Raw genomic sequence first — 19,788 nt, forward strand, 5'->3', positions numbered from 1 at the left:
CTGCGCGAATGCCTGGCGCGCGCCAATCGCGTGCGTTTGTGAAAAGTCGTGATGTCGACGCAGCAGCTAGTCGCCCGCCTGCTGTCGGAGCGGGGTCGGTCGGTCTCAAACGTGTGACAATTTGGGGGGAATCTACAGGGGCGGGTGCGACTTCGTCGGGCTTGGAAATAGCGGGTAGTTACCGATATAGGAACTTGGAAGGAGTGGGTTGTAGTGTGGCCTACTTCACCACGGCACAGACGAGACATCCGATGAGCAGGACAGGCGCGTACGGTGAACGACTCGGAGCATTCCTCCGCCTGGAGGAAGCGCCGCCCATGCTGATGACCCGGTCGCTGCGCAATGCCGAGATCGCAGTCACGGAAACGCGACACGACAACCCTGAACTAGGCCTTTCTGGTTCGTTCGCTGCGGAAGATGCCTATCTCATCAGCCTGAAATTGCGAGACTACCCGGATTGCGAGATTTGGGAACAGGGTCGTCACCTCACGAAGGCGGATGTCCGTGCCGGAACGACGTATCTGTACGATCTAAAAGCCGACCCCCGCTACGTGATCGACAAGCCGTTCCACTCGATGTTTTTCTATGTGCCGCGTTCGGCGCTCGATGGTCTCGCCGATCAGTCGGGAGCGCGCCGCGTCGATACGCTCGACTGCAGGCCCATCGGGCACGACGATGCCATCGTCCGTCACATCGGTGCTTCCTTGCGCGAGGGACTGAGAAGGCCGGACGAGGTCAACCAGCTCTTCATCGATCACATGATGCTGGCGCTCATCGCCCATGTGGCGGAGACCTATGGTGGTTTCAGGCCGGAGCCGGAGCCCGACCGCGGTGCGCTTGCGCAATGGCAACTTGTTCGCGCATGTGACAAACTCGAAGCGAATCTCGGCGGCAAGCTGCCTTTGCAGGCGATCGCCGCGGAACTCGGTCTGTCCGTCAGCCATTTCTCGCGCGCGTTCCGCGTTGCGACCGGTTTGCCGCCTCATCGTTGGCTTCTGCATCATCGCGTGAGAACCGCGAAGCGTCTGATGAGCGAGGGAGGGTCATCATTGTCCGAGATAGCCATCTCGGCCGGCTTTGCTAACCAGAGCCACTTCACGCGAGTGTTCTCTGCGATCGTCGGCGTCAGCCCGGGGGCATGGCGGCGCAATGCGTTGAACAGCGCAAGCCGTGGCCGGTGATGCAACGCTTGTAATATCTTATTGAAGGACCTAATGCGGTAGCGGCTTGCGGCCATGCCATCGGCTGAGCTGTTACGAGTTCAAAACAGGTCCCAATTGGCATCGATAAACCGAAGGGATCGATTTGGTGAGGCGCCCGTAACTCATTCAAAGTCACAGCTTTCCGGTTAGCCCTCTCGGGAAGCCGGCGTATTCCTCGATAACTTTGCAAGCCTAGTCCATCCGCGTCCCGTCGTTTATTGCCGCGTTGTTACAACGCAAACGCCCCAGTCTGCATCAAATGCGTCAGAGCCGCGATTGGTCCGCTAAGGGTCAAAAGCTGACCATCCGCAAGCGGTGGAACAAGGTCCGCCATGGGCTAACAGCTGACGTTGGGTCAAGGGCCTCCAACGTCAGCTTTCGGCGAGAAACACTACGAACCTTTTCTAATGACGGACGGATCCGAAGCGACTCTCGGTCGTGAGGCTAGGGGCAAATCGGAAGCCAAGGCGCTTTTACTTGAGCGGAGCTATGTCGAACAGCTTGTGGCTCACCAGTACGCCATTCTTGAAGGCGCGCTACGGCAATTGGGTCGCCAAAGCTAACGCGCGCTGCGCAGTGTTGCCTAAGTTGGCTCAGGCGGCGTCTTATGCTTCGTCCGTCCGAGCAGTATACCGTTCGCTTCCACGGGCATCGTGAACGTGAACCTGGTCTCCTCCGGATTGGAAGTTGCGACCAGTTCGCCGCTGTGTGCCCTGGCAATTTGGGACGCGATGTAGAGACCGAGACCCAATCCTTGCCTGCTCGCACGGGCCTTGCCGCGGAAGAAGGGCTCAAACAGCTTGTCCATGGCCTCCGGCGGAATGGGCTCTCCGGCGTTGCTGACGGACAGTTCAAAGGTCCCGTCGCGCGTCTCCGCGCGAACTATGACGGGCTTGCTGGCCGAGCCGTGTGTCAGGGCATTTCCCAGGAGGTTCGACAGCATCTGGCCGATGCGCGAGCTGTCGCAGTCGACTGGCCTGTCCACGTGCAGATCGATCAGGATCTCGCGGCCCGGAGACGCGAGTCTCAATTCGTCCACGACGTGGATGAGTACGGCCTCCAGCGGTTTGCCGGCCTTGTGCTCGACGGCAATGCCGCCGCCGAGACGGCCACGCGCCAAGTCAAGGACATCATCGATCAGGGCAGCCATTCGGGTGATCGTGGTCTGCATCATAGTGATGATCTTCCGCTCCTTCTCGCTCTGCGCCGTTCGGTCGAGAATCCGGGCGCCAGCGCTGAGAGCAGCGAGAGGGTTTCGCAGATCGTGGCCGAGCACGGCGATGAACTGCTCGCGGAGCTCGGCCATCTGATGTTCGCGCTGCAGCTTCTCCTCAGTCGCCTCGGAGGCGGCCCTGGCCATCTCCCGCGACCTCAACAGCTCCTGTTCGTACCGGCGCCGATCCGTGGCCTTGACGAACGCGATCCGGACCGCGGTTGGTGTACCCTGTGTGTCTCGCCGTTCTTTGGCGTTGGCGATCGTGTGCAGCGGCTCGCCGTTGCCCTTCAGAAGGTCTAAGGCTACTTCGGAGAAGGAGCCCTGCATCCGGAGCAGCGGCGCGAGGTGGGTTTCGTAGTAGATCCGTCCGGGCACCGTCAGAAATTCCAGCAGCGGCCTTCCCGTCATCTCGCCCGCCGTACGCCCGCTCCATTCCAAGAGTGTATTGTTCACATATTCGACGTGACCGGTGGGCAGCAGGGACACGTAGCCGAACGGCCCATTCTCCACCATGTCTTCGAAGTCCTGACCCGAACTGCTCTCCACGCGGTTCACACGAAGGTCCGCATGGCGGCTATAACTTCGGCCGGTGCGCTGAGGTTCGGGCAGTGCCCGGTGGCCTTGAGAACGATCATGCGGCTGTTCGGAATATTGCGGTTCACGAAATCGCCGACCACTTGAGACGCGATGATATCCTCGCTGCACTGTAGGATGAGGGTCGGGGCGGTCACGCCGGCAAGATCCTTTCGGTTGTCGGAGGTGAAGGTCACCCGGGCGAAAGCCTTCGCGATTTCAGGATCCGTCCGACAGAAGCTGTTCGTCAGCTCTTCCGCAAGTTCGGGCCGGTCCGGATTGCCCATGATCAGTGGGGCCATCTGGGCAGACCAGCCCATGTGGTTGGCCTCCAGGAACTCCAGAAGCTCTTCGATCTGCTTGGCGCTGAAGCCGCCCACGTAGCCGTCATCGTCGATGTATCGGGCCGACGGTCCAATCAAGATGAGCTTGCTGAACATGCCCGGTGCCTTCTGCGAGGCGAGGATACCGATCATCGCGCTGACCGAATGGCCTACAAAAACTGCATCCTGCAGAGCCAGGCCTCGACCGATCTCCACGACGTCATCCGCGTAGGCGCTCAGACTGGAATACTTGCGCTTGTCGTAAGCACTCAGGTCGGATCCCCCCGCCCCGACGTGATCGAACAGCACGGTGTTGAAATCCGGTTCGAAGGCCGGGGCGACGAACCGCCACATGTTCTGGTCGCAGCCGTACCCGTGTGCGAACATCATCGGCTGCTCGCCGGCTCCGCGGACCTTCACGTTATTTCGTTCGAGCACTCCCGGCATGGCATTTCCCTTCTGGGCGGCTTGGGCGGATGCAGCATAGCGCGCCGCTAGTCGCCGTACTGTTACTTTGGGAGGGTGGCGGATGTGGGACTGTACGGAGCGCTTGCTGCGCGTCCGCTGCTTGTGAATTTGTATCATGTTCTCGGCCCAAGTCGCACGGGAAATCGCCTGGCCGTCCGTTCGCTTGATCCTGCGGAGAATCAGGAGCTTAGTGTCCCGGCCTGCCACTCTCGTTTTCCGTCTGGGTTTGGAACCAATCCCCATCCTTGTTGTGAGGGTTTTATTGACGAAGCTGGGAGCCGTCCCTCCAATTGAGCGGCTTCGAGGGAGTGAAGATGTCTAGTGAGGCCGACCGATCGGTTTTCGCCTTGAGGCCAAAATCCTGTCGCGTCCGGCGGTCCGCACCAACGGTGCTTTCGGCGATCCTTGCCGGCTCGCCCGACGCGATTGGTGCTGGCGCACGGACGGCACTATCACTCATTGGAATTCCGCGGCAGAACGCCTGCTACGCGGAAAACGACGGAGTCGCGCCCGATCTTCCGAAGCCATTCAGCATAGGCGACCTGTCTTCGAAACTGTCCAGCCTGTCGAGCGGCGGATGAGTCGATGTCTAGAAGTCGATTTTTGCGGCCGCGCATCAGTTGAAGGCTTCGAGACGCGTTTCCCGACGAAGCTTAACATGACTGAATCCACAAGCCGACAAAACCAGCTAGAATGGCGTTTTCCCGTCTGGGGGCACCTCATGTTCGACACGGCAACCACCGCGCTTTTGCGCGCGGTCCTCGACGAAGTCTGCCAAAGCGTCTCAGACCAGGAGCTCGGCGCGCGTACCCACGTCGCATCCAAGATCCTGGAAGCTGTTGCGAGAGGCGAAGTCTCGCCCGAGGGCCTTAGGCAAATTGGCCGCGACGCTCTTTCCCGTGCGCCTACGATGTGGCGTTGATTGCGCGAGGCTTGGCGTGAACTTCCAGGTGACGGTCCTGAAAATCCTGGCGGCGTATCCAGACGGGTTTGCCCTGATGGAGGACCTCAAGCGTGACATGGCTATCCTGGCGACTAGCGGACGCGACTGGGCGGACCGGACCAGACGGCTTGCGGCCAGGGCGCCCGGCCTCGATATATGGTCACAAGGACTTGAACGTCTAAGTGGAGGATGAAAGATCACAGCCAAAGGGCGGGCCGTGCTCGAGGTCATGGAGGCCCGCCCGGCGGCGTCAGAGACGGCTCATATGACTGCGATTGAAAGCCCCAGTCGGTCCCTCCCGGAGAGCGTTCCTCCGCTGCAGCAGCCCGCCGATCGTGCCAAGCGGCGCCGCGAACGCCGGGAACGTCGCCGTGAGGCCCGTGAACGAGCGAGGGCGAATGCCTCCTGAGGGAGGTCGAGCCGAGGAAAAAAGCCGCCAGCGGAGCTGGGCGGCTTGATAGTCCCGGACCGTCGGTTGCACGGGGCAGTCTACCGAGCCGGCAAGGGCGGGATGAGAATGGAAGTGACCCGGGGGCTACAGCAAGCCGCGCTCCTTCCCGCCCGACCACGCCCAGCACTCAATTCGAAGGCAAGGACGCGTTTCTTTCCGACGGGACCCGTGCCGTTAAGGCCGGCTTGCAACCGATCGCGGAGAGCGCCGTCTAAGACTTGTCGCGGACCTAGGGCGTGTAGTTGTAAATCGAACATCGTCCAGCACGGCTAGGTTCGCGGCTCATCAAGAGCAGACATCGACGGTGCCCAAATGAACGTTCGCTAGGGCCAAAAGCGGGCCTCCACGTGACACCGAAAGCCGCCGGTTTCGGTCTACCGAGCGCGCCGGATTTGAGAAATCTGGAGGTGTAGCTTCGCGGTGTGTGCGATTCTCTCAATCGTTCAGGCTGAACCCTGTTGCTTGCACGATCCCTTTCCACCGTGTCGATTCCGATGCGAGTAGCTGCGCAAACTTGTCCATTGTGATCGACTCGATCTCGACCGATAACTTTGCGAGCCCCGCCGCTACCCCGCTTGTTTGCAGGGCACTCTGAATAGCTCCACTAAGGCTTTCAACGATATCGCGGGGTGTCTTCGCCGGAACGAAGAAGCCAAACCATGTGACGTCCTCGAGCAAGGGATAGCCGACTTCCACCATCGTCGGCACATCGGGAAGAAACTGGCTGCGCGCCGAACCGGTGGTCGCAAGCGCGCGCAGCTCGCCAGATTGAACGAGACCCAAGGAACTGTCGATTGGCATGATGGCCGATGCGATCTCTCCCTTGAGGAGGTCTTGGATTGCCGCCCTGCCTTGATATGGGACGTGAAGAAACTCGAAGCCGGCCGCACGTCCCAACGCTGCGCCGATCAAGTGCATGCTGGTGCCAACTCCTGGCGTGCCATAACTCGCTTCCTTCGCGTTTGCACGGCACCACGAGACGAAATCGGCAAGCGTCCTTGCCTCTCCTGGCACTCGCGGCCCCACCGTCAAAGCTCCAGCGAACGACGCTACGGTGGATACTGGTGTAAAGTCCTGCGGCGAATATCCCAGCGACTTGTGAGTGTGAGGAAAGAGGGTGAGAAAACCGGTCGGCGCAAATAGAATGACCGATCCATCCGCGGGAGCGGCTTTTACGGCCTCCACGGCGACCCGACCGCTCGCGCCTGGTCGAGGTTCGACGACGATAGACGCCGCATAGGTCTTTATCTGATCCGCAACGAGCCTCGCGACCGCATCAGGCAGTCCGGCTGTAAAGCCTGTTAAGATATGGGCCGTTTTCATACGCGGCTGGGCAACGACTTGCAGCGCGGGTCCAACGGCGGAGAAAGCGACACCGGCAGCGGACACTGCCAGAAAGTCACGACGCGTAGCCATAAGCTGCCTCCGTGCTTCACGCCTAATTCGTTGTTCTCGGCCATAGAAGCCGGCATTCGAGTTCTGACACCTCACCAACCAAAGCGTGCACATGCAGACATAACTGTCCAATTCTGGTATGTGATGGTTCGATAACCAATTTGACAGGTTCGTCACATGCAGTGGACCGATCGCATTGGACGCCGCCTGAAGCTGCGCGACCTCCATATTCTGTTGACGGTCGTGGAGCGCGGTAGCATGGCAAAAGCTGCCGCAGAGCTGGCGATCTCGCAGCCCGCCGTATCGAAGGCTGTCACCGACTTGGAGCACACGTTCGGCCTTCGTTTGCTCGATCGCAGCCGGGGCGGGATCGAGCCGACGGCGTATGGGCGCGCTCTGGTGGCGCGGGGCCGAGTGATCTTCGATGAGCTCAAGCAGGGTGTCGACGAAATCGCAGTTCTCGCCGACCCGTCGGTGGGAGAGTTGCACATCGGTAGTACTGAGAGCATCGCGGCCGGTCTCTTGCCGGCAGTCATTGAGCGCTTCTCACGCGAGCAGCCCCGGATTCATCTGGACGTTGCGCAGGCTGTCATTAGCAAACTGCATTATCGCGAGTTGCGTGAGCGCAGCATCGATCTCATGCTCGGCCGCATTCCGACACCGTTCAAGGAAACCGATCTAAGAGCAGAACTCGTTTATGACGATCAGGTCGTCGTGGTGGCGGGCCGTAACAGCAAATGGGCGCGAATGCGCAAACTCACGCTTGCCGATCTCACCGGCGAGCGCTGGATCTTGCCTCCTGCGGAGACCATGCACGGTTCACTGACCGCTGAGTTGTTCCGGGCGAGTAGCGCAGACTTGCCACGCGCGCCCATTACGACGCTCTCGATGCATCTGTGCTGCCGGCTGACTGCCAGCGCACAGTTCGTGACAATGCTTCCGACGTCAATCCTTCGCTTTGGCAATCATGATGGGTCTCTCAAAGTACTTCCAATTCGGCTTCCCCCGCAGCCGCGGCCGGTCGCAATTGTGACGGTCAAAAGCCGCGCACTCAGCCCAGCCGCAAAGCTCTTTATAGAGTGCGTGCGTCGAACTGCGAGACCTGGATAGCAAGGGTGCAATGTCCTGTGTGCGATCCGGATATCATTCGAAAGTCACAAGCGCCATTTTGGTTCTGCCGTGTGGCTCGTGGTCTAGGAAATTTCGGCACACCGCTCGGCCATGTCGAGATCTTCGTTCATGAACACTGCCTCTACGCTTCCGCTAGAGCCGACAGACAGTTAGAAATGCCCAACCTTGATCTGCCTGTCGAGAGCTTTATCATCGAGCGTCTGGTCGAGGGTGGCTGGCGGGTTAGTGAGCGTCGCCGTTATCCCAAGCTCCGTCCCGCCATCTCAAAGCACGTTCCTTGGAATAAGTGCAAGATAGTCGGCGCAAAGCCGCCGCTCCGTCCAAAGCACGTGTGGTCAATCCGAACCAAGCTCCAGGTCGCAGGCCGAACACGCGACCTAGCAATGTTTAACGTCGCCATCGATAGCAAGCTGCGCGGCTGAGACGTCGTGGCCTTGAAAGTTGAAGACCTTGCGCCGGGCAGGTATGCGGCCGACCGCGCGATTGTCCGACAGAAGAAGACCGGCCGGCCGGTCAAATTTGAACTGACAGAATCGACCCGGCAGGCAATCGACGACTACCTGCGGCTTACCGGCAAGAAGTTAGGAGAATATCTGTTCACTGGCCGACGCCTGAGTGGACCTATGACGACCCGCCAGTATGCTCGCCTGCTATCCCGGTGGCTCGTCGACATCGGATTAGATCCGCATCTGTTTGGGACGCATTCCCTTCGCCGCACCAAAGCGACCTTGATCTATCGCCGAACCGGCAACCTGCGAGCCGTGCAGCTCCTTCTGGGGCATACTAAGATCGAGAGCACCGTTCGATATCTCGGCATCGAGGTCGACGACGCGCTCGCGATAGCAGAACAAGTCGACGTCTGACTTCGGGGGCAGAGCAGATGGGCTCTGCGCTGCCCTCACAGGCGGCTCCGGGCCAATAGGCGACATGCACTTCCCCAAAGAGGAGCGTCCGATAAATGGGCTGGCTTTAGGATGCAAGTTATTCGCGCGCAGAACCGATACAAAGAGCCGATGACGACCAGATAAAGATTCAGCAGAATTCCCACACAAATAAGACAGGATCGCTGTGGTAAGAAATGCAGTCGGGACCAAGGGGCAGCTTTCGGTGTTGCCCTGTCTCGTACCAATCTTGGAGTCGGAAGCTGCTCACATGGAATAGCAAAATGCAGAAAAGGCAGGAATAGGCGGATAACGACCAGCTTCTTCATCGTGCGGATGTGGCACCGGATTCAAATCCGAGTAAATGCGGCTAAGGGGAAGTATAGGCATCAACCGCTAAATCTCTGGGGCAGGCTGGGCCCCTCGCATGCGGGAACGTAATGTGAAAATAATGCTGACATGCGCCAGCTTTCGAAGGTCATCAGCTACGGCACCGAGCGTTATTCCGCGAAGGTCGCGCGCGGGCTCCGGGTTCTCAACGCCGCAAGTTTGGGCGGCGCTGTCTTTAGTCTCTGGTTCGCTCTCTACGATGCCGCCGCGGGGTTGTGGACGCTCGTCACCATCAATGTGCTGTATGCCCTTTTCCTGGTCATGATGCCTCTATGGCATCGGGTGGGTCCCCTGGCGGCACCGCTGGCCTATGTCGCCGGGACATACACGACAATCTTCGTCATTTGCTCCATGCTCGGCACCGACTGCGGCATGCAGGTACAATATCTGGCGGTTGCGGCCGGCACCGTACTGGTTATTGGAACGGAGCGCCTCACCCTCCTCGCCATCGTCGGCAGCGTCGCGGTGTCACTCGTCATTGCCCTGGAAATCCTCGTTCCCGGCGACACGGGGCTCTTGACCAAGAGGCAGATGCTGGAAAATTTTTTCGGCTGCATCGTCGGAACGTCTCTCGTCCTCTTCGCAATCGTGTTCTATGCCGTCCGCGAAACCGCTCGCGCCGAAGCGGTTGCCGAGCGCGAATTCAAACGCTCGGAAAGACTATTGGTCAACATCCTGCCCGAAGCGGTCGCCACCCGCCTCAAATCCTCGACCCAAACCATCGCAGACAGGTATGATGACGCGTCCGTTCTGTTCGCCGACATGGCCGGTTTCACGGCGAGGGCAAGTCAAGCGTCTCCCATGCAGGTGGTACAGCTGCTCGATAATGTGTTCACGGCCTTCGACCAGTTGGTCGACGAACACCGGCTAGAGAAGATCAAGACGACTGGCGACGGGTACATGGTCGTCAGCGGCGTTCCTGTCGAACGCGCGGACCACGCGCATGCATTGGCGCGCTTTGCACTCGACATGCTCGCCGTCGCAGCGGGCCTTCGCGACCAGCACGGAGATGCGGTGCCGATCCGAATTGGGATAGCGAGCGGCCCGCTCGTGGCAGGCGTGGTGGGTAGGCGCAAGTTCTTTTATGACGTCTGGGGGGACGTGGTGAACCTCGCGTCGCGAATGGAGTCGACCGGGGTAGCTGGGCGCATCCAGGTATCGAAGGAGGTTTTCGAGCTCCTGAAGGAGGATTTCGTTCTTGAACCGCGAGGCGCTGGAGAGGTGAAGGGAAAAGGAGTGATCTTTACTTGGTTCTTGCTGGGACGCAGGGACGAGTAAACGCCAGCACCATCACCTGATCTGAAGAGTGTGACGGGTCCTCGTGAGCGGTCACCGGCCTGGCTACTATTCGATCCAAAACTCGTGGCGTCACTGCCAGTCAAATCGCTTGGATTCGGTGCTCGGATCGCTGCCGATGATGGCGAACCAGAATTTGGGATACGCACTAGACGGGAACACCTAGTTGCCCGTGACTCATCAGGGCCAACATCGCAAGGCCCTGCGGTACATCCGCTAGGGGTCACATGCGGACTTGCGACCAAGCATCGACGGGCGTCAGCTACGGGCCAGAAGTCGACATCGTTCGAATAGGCATTTTGGCTGGCCTGTCGTATAATTGGGGGTCCGAGGCGAGTACTATGGTACAAAATCGAGCCACCCCGATGGAGCGCAGGTTGGCAGCGATATTGGTTGCCGACGTGGCCGGCTATTCGCGGCTTATGCACAATGACGAAGAGGCTACGCACGCGAGGGTAACAGCGCTCCTAGCGGATGTTGTCTTTCCAGCGATTGCCGAACACGGCGGACGTATCGTGAAGAACACCGGCGATGGGTTCTTGGCGGAGTTTACAAGCTCAGTTGAGGCGGTTCGAGCTGCTGTGCAGTTCCAGACGCGCGTCAACCAACTTGCAATGAACGAGGAGGAACACAAACGTATTGCCTTCCGCGTAGGCGTCAACATTGGCGACGTAATTGTCGAGCCCCATGACATCTTTGGGGATGGCGTTAACATCGCCGCTCGGCTTCAGGGCATCGCCGATTCAGGCAGTATCTGCATATCCTCCGCGGCCCACGATCAAATCAGAGGTAAGGTCGGCGTTGAGTTCGTCGATCTTGGCGAACTGATCCTCAAAAACATCGCTCGGCCCGTCCGAGCCTTCACCGCGGCCCGGAATGGACATGCGTTCGGACCGGCTGAGCGGGCAAGGCAGGACTCGCCTTTGCCACGTCGTCTTTCGATCGTTGTACTTCCTTTCGCTAATCTCAGCGGTGATCCCGCGCAAGACTACTTCGTCGATGGCGTTACCGAGAGTCTAACCACAGACCTCTCGCGTATCAGCGGCTCGTTCGTTATTGGCCGGCACACCGCGTTCACTTACAAGGGCAAGTCAATCGATCTCAATCAGATCGGTCGCGAACTTAACGTCCGCTACGTGCTCCAGGGGTCGGTCCAGCGTGGTGGAAGCCGCCTCCGGGTCAATGTGCAGCTGACCAACACAGAAAATGGCAGCTATTTGTGGGCAGAGCGTTTCGACAAACCCATCGCTGACCTGCTGGAGATGCAAGACGAAATTGTCGCCAGGCTTGCCCGGACTCTCGACGTCCAACTCGTTGCCGCAGAGTCGCGTCGTGCGGCAACAAGGTTGAATCCCGATGCGGCCGATCTCTACTTCCAGGGCCGCTATTCCCTCAACAAAGGACTGACACCTGAATATCTGGCAGAAGCTCGCAATTTTTTTGAACAGGCCCTGGCGATTGATCCCGATCATATCGATGCCTTGAGCAGGACGGCGACGGTCGAGGCCGCACTTGCAGTCTTGTTCCTAACCGATCATCCCCGTGAATATCTGGCAGCAGCAGAGACAAAAGTTCTGAGGGCGCTATGCCTTGCGCCCGATCATGCCTGGGCTCATCTCACCTTGGCCATCGTTCTCATCTGCACCAATCGCGTAGGGCAAGGCATGGCTGAGTGCGAACGAGCCCTGGCGCTGGACCCCAACTTGGCTGACGCTTACGAGATGCTGGGTGTTGCGAAAAACTATATGGGTCGTGCTACAGAGACCGAGGCCCACATCTATGCGGCCCTGCGGCTCTCTCCGCGCGATACCTCCGCGTTCCGGTGGATGAATACGGCGGGCTTTTCTAAGCTGGTGATCGCTGCCGATGCTGAAGCAGCCGTCTGGTTTGCTCGAGGAATCGAGGCCAACCGAAATTATCCGCTCCTGCATTTCGGGTACGCAGCAGCGCTCGCGCTCCTCGGGAGGTTGGATGAGGCGCAACTCGCGGCGAAAGCGGGACTTGCGCTAGATCCAGGGTTTACCATCCGTCGCGTCAAAGAGGGTCCAATGATCGGCGAACCGGCGTTCGCCACAGGCATCAAGCGCTTTGTTAAAGGAATGCACATCGCCGGGGTACCGAAAGGATGATAGAGCGATCGGCCAACTTCCAAGTTGGCAAAGCGCGACGTCCGCTTTGGGTCAAAATCGGTGGTCCAGACCGCTGCAATCAGTTTCCGCTCTACACCCGAGAGCCGACGCCCCACCGAGCAGTCCGCTGGGCAGCGATGGGGCAACAGCGGAAGTCGACGTGGATCGGAATGAGGGCCTTACTGGTTCAGGTGCGGCGCGGTACCCAATCGACGCAAACTGAGCAACGATTCGATGGTCAGTGAGAAGAGACGACTGCGGCCAAGCCGAACGCTACGATGCAAGCAGCGGCCAAAGACCAAAGCGTTATTGTGATTTCCCTCGGCATGAGAACTTAACTACTTATCAGAGCTTCGAGTTCCATCTGCAGGGAGGAGAGCTGAGCCGGTTTTCTGAAGGACTCGGAGCCGGCAGCCCGTAATCTTTGGCACGCTTCGCAGCCAGTTCGCGATACGACTTTGCCTGTTTCAACAGTTGCATTCTGAAAGCCGGTTCAGGTTCGCTTGCTCCCAAGCTTTCCAGCTGAATTGCCCGTTCAAGATATTCGGCCAACAATCTCACAACGCGTCCTTCAAGGTTAGAAGCGCCATTCGCGGTCTAATTGGGGGCCTGTTTTCGCAGTGACCTGATTTGCTTTTACAGGTGAACTTTCGCCGAAGTTAGTCCTCATAAGGAAATGGACCATGATTGGGAAAAAGTGGCACTTTGTGCGCGACTGGACCTGTGCCGGGAGCTAATAAAGGAATTCCCTGAAGGTCTCACCGCCGATCACTTACGGGTTTTCGAAGCGGCGCTTGTGGCTGATCTGAGGGCGCTAGGCTGCGTCGATTGCCGCGACGTGTCTGGGAAGATCAAAGAGAAGGCTAACTGAGGTGTATAGAATTATGCAATCCGACGCTCAAGCCTGAGCGTCAGCGTTTTTCGCTTTCCTTTAGCTGTGCGGCTTAGCCAATAAAAGACGCCGCGAACTGAGGCGGCCTTAATTGGGTCCTGGGAGATCGTCCTTCTTCGACGGCTGTAGGCCGGGCGAGTTAAGCCAATCGTGCATGTGAGCGGCCGTCTCTGCTTGCCTCGCTTTTTCTAGTGCCGCTTCGCGCACCGGTCCGTGTGGCAGCAACCTAGCCTCCTCCAAGAGTTTGTGAGCCTCTTCGAGAAGCCGTTCTTTAAGTGATTTAGTTTGTTTGAAACGACGCCGACGAATGATCGTCATGATGCGTCCCTTTCCGTTGGAGAAGGCGGGAGCGCAACCGGCGTTCTCGTCACGGATAAAAGCCCAGGTCCGATCCGTGATGAAGGGACAATGACGCAGCTCCCGGTTTGGTTCTGTATCTTTTGATACGTAACGAGTGATTTTTGTTTGAGTAACTTACTCAAACTGAGCACTTCCAAATTCAACGCGGGCTACTGACGATCGCCTAAGTCCGCTGAGGGTCAAAGGCTAGCCTTGGTGTCTCCACGATGCCTTTCCGCTCAGCCCTCAGAAGCGGACGGTGCGAGGCCAAGAGCGAAAGTCCGACCTGCGGACTACACTGCTGCCCAGCGACAGAAGTGAAGGCCACGTGGCCTTCATCGAGTTAGTCATCCGGGATAGCTCGATTTGCAAAGCGCCTGGCGCGCCACGATTGCTAGTGTGAACGGGTTCACAACGACGTGGTGACGCAAATGCTATGCTTGCACAAGTTCAATTGCTGGCTGATTTTTCAACAGGGCTTCTTGTTTCGAACGACCTCCGAGGAGGTTCCATGTTCAAGCGATTTCTTTTGCTCGCAGTCATAGCCTTCCTAACGTTAGCGGCTTCCTCTCAAGCCCATTGTCGTGATGAGTCGGAGCCCGCCGCGCCCACCGGTTCGCCTTCGGCTCCGTTGCGTGCCGACGCAACGCGAGTTGCGGAAGACTTGTTGGATGAAATTGTGACTTGGCTCGCTTCGAATTTTGATCTGCCGACCATCGCGGAACGTCCAGCCATCGAATTTGCGTCGAAGTTGAAACTCGCGACGATGCGGTTCGGAGATGGTGCCCTTTCGGAGAGTTTCACTGAGAACGACGCATTCGATGAACTGGCTCAGCGTCAGGTCGTCGCCGTCTATAACAACAGGTCAAAAACGATTTTGCTCCCTGCTGACTGGACTGGGACTTCACCGGCCGATCAATCGATCCTGGTCCACGAAATGGTCCATCACCTCCAGAACCTGGCCAAGCTCACGTCCGAATGCCCGAGGGCGCGAGAGAAGTTGGCTTATTTGGCTCAAGACAAGTGGCTTGGGCGGTTCGGAATGAGCTTAGAGCACGAGTTTGACGTCGACATGTTCACGGTTCTGATTTCCTCAACGTGCATGTTTTGACCGTGAGTTGAACATTGCTTTTCTAAACATGTCCAAAGCCCAGGTCTCGTCCGTATGAACACAATTCCAGCAGGTCTGAATTTGATGGTCAGACTCTTGGCGATCGTTGCAATCATATTGGCGCTCTTGGCGATGGTACGGGGCCAGCAGCATCGGTTTGTGCCGCTGCCAACCGGACCAATGCCGACGGCGCTTGTCCCCTAAGTTTGCCGAAGCAACCAACGACTCGAGACGCTGCGACCCAATGTCCGTCGGGGTCAGAAGCTGATGGTCGGGGGACAGAGTGCCAAGGCCGGCTGTGGGCCAATTGGCGACATCTCCTCTTTGGCCGTGGTATATCGAGACGGCCCCAACTAAATGGAACACGGAATAGCGGATTAGATCATGCCAAGTTGGCTTTTGCCTCTGCTTGCCCTCTTCGCGATTGTGGGATTTATCGCCTTTGCTTTTCGACAGGGTACCAAGGTGAGGCCCGACAAGAATAACACCGATAACTGGGACCGATTTGGTGGTCCTCCCCATAGTCATACGGGGTCTGGAACGTAGTTTCAGGGCTTGGCCTAAAGTCCGGATCGGTCATAAGCGGTCCTTACCGGGCGACACCCGAGAGGGCAGCTGCGGGCCAAAAGGCGACGTTCACTCGCCTTCACTCCCCTGAGGCCTGCCCAGCCCGCACCTCACAAGGATCGACTTCGTTTTGACCGTCGATGACATCGACCTTCTCTAGTGCGTCAATCCTATCCAGAGCGTTGCTCAGGTGATTGCCCATCACCACCAGCGGCCCAGTAGAGTTGTTGTGTTTCCCCCGTGAGGCAGCCTCGATTGCTCGCTTGATTTCCGCTCTCATCGCCATCGGTCGTCCTCTCGCGGAGGCCGGTCCACTCCTATGAGCCGACCACCCGTGACGCTGTCTAGACTTCGCATTCGGGCCACAGAAGTCGGAGCGGCTACGTTTGTCACAGCGAGGGATTCCGATGGAGATAGATGGGGTCGAATTGACCCAGCTCCTCGAGCCTGACCTTTTCAAGCAGATGGTAGTTTTTTCGCTCGGTGGCGACGAGACCCTCATACCTGAGCTGCTGGAGGGTTCGGTTAACATGGACGATCGACAGCCCTAGGCAATCCGCAAGATCGACCTGTGTGATCGGTAGCTCGAATGTGCCGTTTTCCGCCTGGCCGATCAGTTCGAGTCTCGAATAGGTCTTTGCAAGCAGGTGCGCCATGCGAGGAAGATTGCTCCATCGATCAAGGTCTCGCGCCAGAGCGCCGCCGCTACGTTTGGCCGCTGCCGGATCAGTTCGCGGAGTGCATCGTGCTGGATGAAGCCCAGGGTGCAATCCGAGAGAGTCGTTAAGTCATGATCCATGACGTGCAAGTAGAGACTCTGAAGGTCAGGAATGCCTCCGGGAATATCTATCGCAAAAATTTGCCGGGTTCCGTCTGGCGTGAGCTTGGACCGGAATGCAAACCCTTCCATGATCAAGCAGGATTCCGAGGGCCGCCCCCCCCCCCGCGCGCGAAATAATTATGAGCTGCAAGGCGCTTGGTTTTGATAGGCAGTTGCTGGATTGCAAGAACGTCCTCTTGATCCAGCCGATTGTTCGATTTGAGTTTTAGAACGAGCGAAGCCGACAAAGTACCAGGCATCACACAATCCCGTGCTTGGAAGCCTGAGTTGCATGGGAATCACCGCTCCTGATGGTCTCGGGACCTTCCAGCCCTGAGAAGCTCAAGGCGAAAAAGGTCCGGCCTTCGCCCATTGCTGGATTGTCGGAGACGAATAGTTTCCAGGTCTTGCCATTCCATATCCCGGCGGGGTCCACTCGCGAAGGATGCTACCAGCCAATTCGACGGCTGCGGCGTTGGCACCATCAATATGGCCAAACTCGGTTCCGTCCTGGTGAGGGATCGAGATTTCGTCTTCGAGGTGGAAATGATAGCGCGTCACAAGCGATCTCCCTTTGGGCGGGAGCGCGGCCGCGTCTCTCAGTCGTCGGTCGCCAAATTCGGTCCGAGGATGGTCGACAATAGCAGAGATTGCTCAGCGTTCCTACTTTATTCAAAGCTAGGCCACTCCCTAAATCGGACCACTGAGGTTGGAAATAGGCCAGCGCCTCCGTCTATATGGAAAAGCGGTGACGCCGGCACACCTTGAGGATGGCGAGCAGGCCGGCTTTGGGTCACAAGCGGCAGCCGAGGCGAAGCCGCCCCGTTCCGGTTTACCGCCAACAGCCGACGAGACAATGGGCATCTCGTTGTCCGGCTAGGAGCCACTACCGGTGATCCCCACGATCCGTCCCTTGGCGGTGCTGGCTCACCGCGGGAAACCAACCGGCGCGGGTCCATCCACGGACCCCGAATCTGATGTATAAGGAAGCTGGAGGTCAGCGCCATGGCTGCGTTGGGGCAGGACCGCATCGAACGCCGGCTTGCTGCCATACTGGCGGCCGATGTGGCTGGCTACAGCCTACTGACCGGGGTTGACGAAGAGGGCACTCATATCCAGCTCCAAGACCATCTGCGTGCTCTTGTCGATCCCAAGGTTGCCGAACACCGTGGTCGGGTCGTTAAGAACACCGGAGACGGAATGTTGGCGGAGTTCGGTAGCGTGGTCGACGCGATGCGCTGCGCCCTCGATGTCCAGCGCGGGATGGTCGAGCGCAATCGCGGGGTTTCAGACGAGAAGCGCATCGAGTTTCGCATCGGCATCAATGTCGGCGACATCATCATCGACCGAGGTGACATCTTCGGGGACGGGGTGAATGTCGCGGCCCGCCTGGAGGGATTGGCGAAGCCAGGCGGCGTTTGTATCTCGGATGACGCGCATCGACAGGTTCAGGGTAAGTTCGATGTTGATTTCGAAGATGTAGGCGAACAGCAACTCAAGAACATCGTGCGGCCAGTGCGTGTTTTCCAGGCTGTCCTCGACGAGCCAATTCGGCCCCGCAAGCCGAGGGGACAGCCGCACAATACACCGGCGACTGAGCGTCGCGACCAGTGGAATACGCGGCTAATGACAGCTTGCGCCGCCGTCGTACTGATTGCCGGCGCAGCTGGCGCACCATTTTACTTCAGTCTCGTCCGCGCGCCTCACACGTCAGAGACGCCGGACAAGCACGTAAACGAGCGCTTCTCCATGGTCGTACTGCCCTTTGCCAACCTGTCCGGCGATGCGAGCCAAGATTATCTAGCGGACGTGATCAGCGACGAATTGATCACCGGGCTCTCGCGTTTTCGGAATGCCTTCGTCATCTCCCGGTCAACCGCGCTTACCTACAAAGGTAAGCCAATCAACTGCGGCACGTCGGCAAGGATCTCGGTGTGCGCTATGCTCTAGAAGGCAGCGTTCAGCCGAGTGGCGACCTGGTGCGGGTACGCGCCAAGCTTGTGGAAACGCAGAGTGATGCGCATCTATGGGTTGACCAATTTGATGAGAACCGCACCGACCTGCTTGAGATGCAAGATGCCATTGTCATGCGTATTGGGCTCGCAATTGGACTCAAGATAACTGACGAGAAAGCCCGCGGGGCAAGAGCTCGCGCTGCAAATCCAAATGCGGAAGACCTCGCTTGGCGCTGCACAGCTGCACTCATGCAACGTTGGCCGGAACGCGACTTTGGTTTTCGCCTGTGCGAGCAAGCGCTCGCTATCGATCCGAACAACGTTCGCGCGCTGTCGCTCCTGACATTTAAGTTCACTACAAGCAATGCTGGGGTGCCCAACCTAGCTGATGTTCGCCGCGCTGACGAACTGGCCTCCTTAGCCGTAAAGATCGACCCGGATTACCACATCGCTCACACTGCCAAAGGCGAGGCACTACTCGTGGCGGGGCGCTCTCGGGAGGCGATAGATTCCTATCGGCGGGCCCTGACGTTAGCTCCGGGCACTATTCAGTATGGATTGGCCTTAGCTTACGCGTTTGTTGCCGAGTCAGAAAGGGCTATTGCCTATGCCGACAAGGCGATGCAGCTAAGTCCGCAGGCTCCCTTCCAAGAGCCAGTACTGTACTTCGCCAAGGCGATCGCATTCGGTCAGTTGCAAGATTATGAACAGGCGCTTGTGTGGATTGAGCGGGCTCAAGCTTCTGCCCCCGAATTTCTCCTCGCGGGGCTGGTGCGTTGTGTGTTGCTGGCGCTGGCCGGTCGAGAGGACGAGGCGCACGCAACTATGCAGAGGTATTTGGCGAACGAAAAAGCTCCCTTCCGGTCCATGTCCGAATGGCGCGCTCGATGGGCCGGCACCCCATTGCAGGCCTGGAGTCCGCGCTATCTTATTTGGGGGAAGAATTTTAGAGATGTCCTTCAGAAAGCTGGGCTGCCGGAGTAAGAAAGGGCGTTGCCCCAAGGGCGACGAGCTTATCGCACCTAGATGGCTGCGTGTCTCTTATGCGTCAATCGCGTCAGTTTGGGCCGATCTAAGTCGGGTCCGGTCTACCTCCCAGAACCGACATATCCTTGGCCGTGTCATGGGGCTGCGATGGGCCGAAACGTTTCGTCCTATGCGGGTTCGGCAGATTCCCGATCACGTTGCAAAGTGGTGTGCCTCAAGTGTCGAAGCCCTGGGAACAAATGATGTCGGACGACCTCACCGTGGTGCAGAGGCATGTCGGGATCACGAAAGTGGTGCACTAAAGCTTCCCGGAGGCTGAATCCCCGCCCGATCAACGCCGCACGGTCGTGACCCCTTGTTCCGATTTCGACGCTGCGAGTTTTTCCGAAATTGCATAGTCAGAGCGTCGCAACTTCGATAGACCTACTGACGTGGCATCTCCCGCCACGTCCAAGCGAAGGGAATAAGCCATGACAAATCCAAAAATTCTTGGCGTTGTGGTGATTGCGGCATCCGCTCTGTGCAGCCGCAGCCCGGCACTCGCCCAATGGTACATTTCTAATCCGGCCGCCTCTGAAGATGAATTCGGTAACACCATTGGAAGTCCCTCCGCCGGTCCGCGCACCGGGGGCTATTATCAGCGGCGAACGGCCTATCGGCAGCCCGCGCGCGTTGCCGCGGGAGCGACGGGCGCTGCCGCAGTCGCGGCAACGTCGCCT

General features: G+C 58.4%; 14 protein-coding genes and 2 pseudogenes. 10 read left to right on the top strand and 6 right to left on the bottom strand.

All coding sequences use genetic code 11. The annotated features are described in order from the left end of the window. The first annotated feature begins 251 nt into the window (after positions 1-251). On the top strand, positions 252-1,181 hold the full coding sequence (locus tag SE91_RS28005) for an AraC family transcriptional regulator (protein WP_061849945.1): 930 nt from the start codon (positions 252-254) through the stop codon (positions 1,179-1,181). A gap of 604 nt (positions 1,182-1,785) precedes the next feature. On the opposite strand, the gene SE91_RS28010 is transcribed toward SE91_RS28005, so the two are convergent. After that, positions 1,786-2,931 carry a PAS domain-containing sensor histidine kinase gene (locus tag SE91_RS28010; RefSeq protein WP_061851369.1) on the bottom strand — a complete coding sequence of 382 codons (1,146 nt, stop codon included), beginning with the start codon at positions 2,929-2,931 and terminating at the stop codon, positions 1,786-1,788. Between the two features lie 38 nt (positions 2,932-2,969). Then, complete coding sequence (locus SE91_RS28015; RefSeq protein ID WP_061849946.1) at positions 2,970-3,761, bottom strand: alpha/beta fold hydrolase; 792 nt, start codon at positions 3,759-3,761, stop codon at positions 2,970-2,972. Positions 3,762-4,503: 742 nt separating this feature from the next. Here SE91_RS28015 and SE91_RS37845 point away from each other — a divergent pair. Both SE91_RS37845 and SE91_RS37850 read left to right on the top strand, forming a co-directional pair. Then, positions 4,504-4,704 (top strand): hypothetical protein, encoded by a 201-nt coding sequence (locus SE91_RS37845; RefSeq protein WP_061849947.1) that lies wholly within the window; start codon positions 4,504-4,506, stop codon positions 4,702-4,704. A gap of 16 nt (positions 4,705-4,720) precedes the next feature. Then, positions 4,721-5,134: pseudogene (locus tag SE91_RS37850) on the top strand (hypothetical protein). A gap of 477 nt (positions 5,135-5,611) precedes the next feature. On the opposite strand, the gene SE91_RS28030 reads toward SE91_RS37850, so the two are convergent. Further along, the gene (locus tag SE91_RS28030; RefSeq protein WP_061849948.1) at positions 5,612-6,592 is read right to left on the bottom strand and encodes a Bug family tripartite tricarboxylate transporter substrate binding protein; all 981 of its coding nucleotides are present in this window, start codon (positions 6,590-6,592) and stop codon (positions 5,612-5,614) included. 156 nt (positions 6,593-6,748) lie between these two features. Between SE91_RS28030 and SE91_RS28035 the strand changes: the two genes are divergently transcribed. The 5 genes and pseudogenes from SE91_RS28035 (at position 6,749) to SE91_RS28060 (ending at position 14,740) form a co-directional block, all read left to right on the top strand. Further along, positions 6,749-7,681: a LysR family transcriptional regulator gene (locus tag SE91_RS28035; RefSeq protein ID WP_061849949.1), complete on the top strand. Its 933-nt coding sequence runs from the start codon at positions 6,749-6,751 to the stop codon at positions 7,679-7,681. Between the two features lie 404 nt (positions 7,682-8,085). Next, positions 8,086-8,565, top strand: a pseudogene (locus SE91_RS28040) (tyrosine-type recombinase/integrase). Positions 8,566-9,042: 477 nt separating this feature from the next. After that, entirely contained in the window at positions 9,043-10,251 is a 1,209-nt protein-coding gene (locus tag SE91_RS28045; RefSeq protein WP_061849950.1) for an adenylate/guanylate cyclase domain-containing protein, read from the top strand. A 359-nt stretch (positions 10,252-10,610) separates the two neighbouring features. Beyond that, positions 10,611-12,398 carry an adenylate/guanylate cyclase domain-containing protein gene (locus SE91_RS28050; protein ID WP_061851370.1) on the top strand — a complete coding sequence of 596 codons (1,788 nt, stop codon included), beginning with the start codon at positions 10,611-10,613 and terminating at the stop codon, positions 12,396-12,398. 1,742 nt (positions 12,399-14,140) lie between these two features. Further along, complete coding sequence (locus SE91_RS28060; protein WP_061849952.1) at positions 14,141-14,740, top strand: DUF6647 family protein; 600 nt, start codon at positions 14,141-14,143, stop codon at positions 14,738-14,740. Between the two features lie 646 nt (positions 14,741-15,386). On the opposite strand, the gene SE91_RS28065 is transcribed toward SE91_RS28060, so the two are convergent. From SE91_RS28065 to SE91_RS36625, 3 genes are all read right to left on the bottom strand, one after another. Beyond that, positions 15,387-15,593: a hypothetical protein gene (locus SE91_RS28065; protein ID WP_061849953.1), complete on the bottom strand. Its 207-nt coding sequence runs from the start codon at positions 15,591-15,593 to the stop codon at positions 15,387-15,389. A gap of 103 nt (positions 15,594-15,696) precedes the next feature. Continuing rightward, positions 15,697-15,963 carry a Crp/Fnr family transcriptional regulator gene (locus tag SE91_RS37860; protein ID WP_245318550.1) on the bottom strand — a complete coding sequence of 89 codons (267 nt, stop codon included), beginning with the start codon at positions 15,961-15,963 and terminating at the stop codon, positions 15,697-15,699. A 506-nt stretch (positions 15,964-16,469) separates the two neighbouring features. Continuing rightward, entirely contained in the window at positions 16,470-16,688 is a 219-nt protein-coding gene (locus SE91_RS36625) for a DUF6894 family protein (RefSeq protein WP_156489823.1), read from the bottom strand. A 444-nt stretch (positions 16,689-17,132) separates the two neighbouring features. Here SE91_RS36625 and SE91_RS28075 point away from each other — a divergent pair, with 444 nt between their 5' ends. Together SE91_RS28075 and SE91_RS28080 are read left to right on the top strand one after the other, a co-directional pair. Further along, complete coding sequence (locus SE91_RS28075) at positions 17,133-18,077, top strand: adenylate/guanylate cyclase domain-containing protein (protein ID WP_061849954.1); 945 nt, start codon at positions 17,133-17,135, stop codon at positions 18,075-18,077. Continuing rightward, positions 18,062-19,066 carry a tetratricopeptide repeat protein gene (locus SE91_RS28080; RefSeq protein WP_061849955.1) on the top strand — a complete coding sequence of 335 codons (1,005 nt, stop codon included), beginning with the start codon at positions 18,062-18,064 and terminating at the stop codon, positions 19,064-19,066. The genes SE91_RS28075 and SE91_RS28080 overlap by 16 nt, the downstream gene beginning before the upstream one ends. Positions 19,067-19,788: the final 722 nt, after the last annotated feature.

It is taken from the genome of Bradyrhizobium sp. DOA1, assembly GCF_001593325.1.
GTDB lineage: Bacteria > Pseudomonadota > Alphaproteobacteria > Rhizobiales > Xanthobacteraceae > Bradyrhizobium.

Excerpts from the sequence above, each read along its gene's own strand:
- SE91_RS28015 (WP_061849946.1), bottom strand. The coding sequence starts at position 3,761 with ATGCCGGGAGTGCTCGAACGAAATAACGTGAAGGTCCGCGGAGCCGGC.
- SE91_RS28010 (WP_061851369.1), bottom strand. The coding sequence starts at position 2,931 with ATGGTGGAGAATGGGCCGTTCGGCTACGTGTCCCTGCTGCCCACCGGT.
- SE91_RS28045 (WP_061849950.1), top strand. The coding sequence starts at position 9,043 with ATGCGCCAGCTTTCGAAGGTCATCAGCTACGGCACCGAGCGTTATTCC.
- SE91_RS28065 (WP_061849953.1), bottom strand. The coding sequence starts at position 15,593 with ATGGCGATGAGAGCGGAAATCAAGCGAGCAATCGAGGCTGCCTCACGG.
- SE91_RS37845 (WP_061849947.1), top strand. The coding sequence starts at position 4,504 with ATGTTCGACACGGCAACCACCGCGCTTTTGCGCGCGGTCCTCGACGAA.
- SE91_RS28050 (WP_061851370.1), top strand. The coding sequence starts at position 10,611 with ATGGTACAAAATCGAGCCACCCCGATGGAGCGCAGGTTGGCAGCGATA.
- SE91_RS37860 (WP_245318550.1), bottom strand. The coding sequence starts at position 15,963 with ATGGCGCACCTGCTTGCAAAGACCTATTCGAGACTCGAACTGATCGGC.
- SE91_RS28060 (WP_061849952.1), top strand. The coding sequence starts at position 14,141 with ATGTTCAAGCGATTTCTTTTGCTCGCAGTCATAGCCTTCCTAACGTTA.
- SE91_RS28005 (WP_061849945.1), top strand. The coding sequence starts at position 252 with ATGAGCAGGACAGGCGCGTACGGTGAACGACTCGGAGCATTCCTCCGC.
- SE91_RS28030 (WP_061849948.1), bottom strand. The coding sequence starts at position 6,592 with ATGGCTACGCGTCGTGACTTTCTGGCAGTGTCCGCTGCCGGTGTCGCT.
- SE91_RS28035 (WP_061849949.1), top strand. The coding sequence starts at position 6,749 with ATGCAGTGGACCGATCGCATTGGACGCCGCCTGAAGCTGCGCGACCTC.
- SE91_RS28075 (WP_061849954.1), top strand. The coding sequence starts at position 17,133 with ATGGCTGCGTTGGGGCAGGACCGCATCGAACGCCGGCTTGCTGCCATA.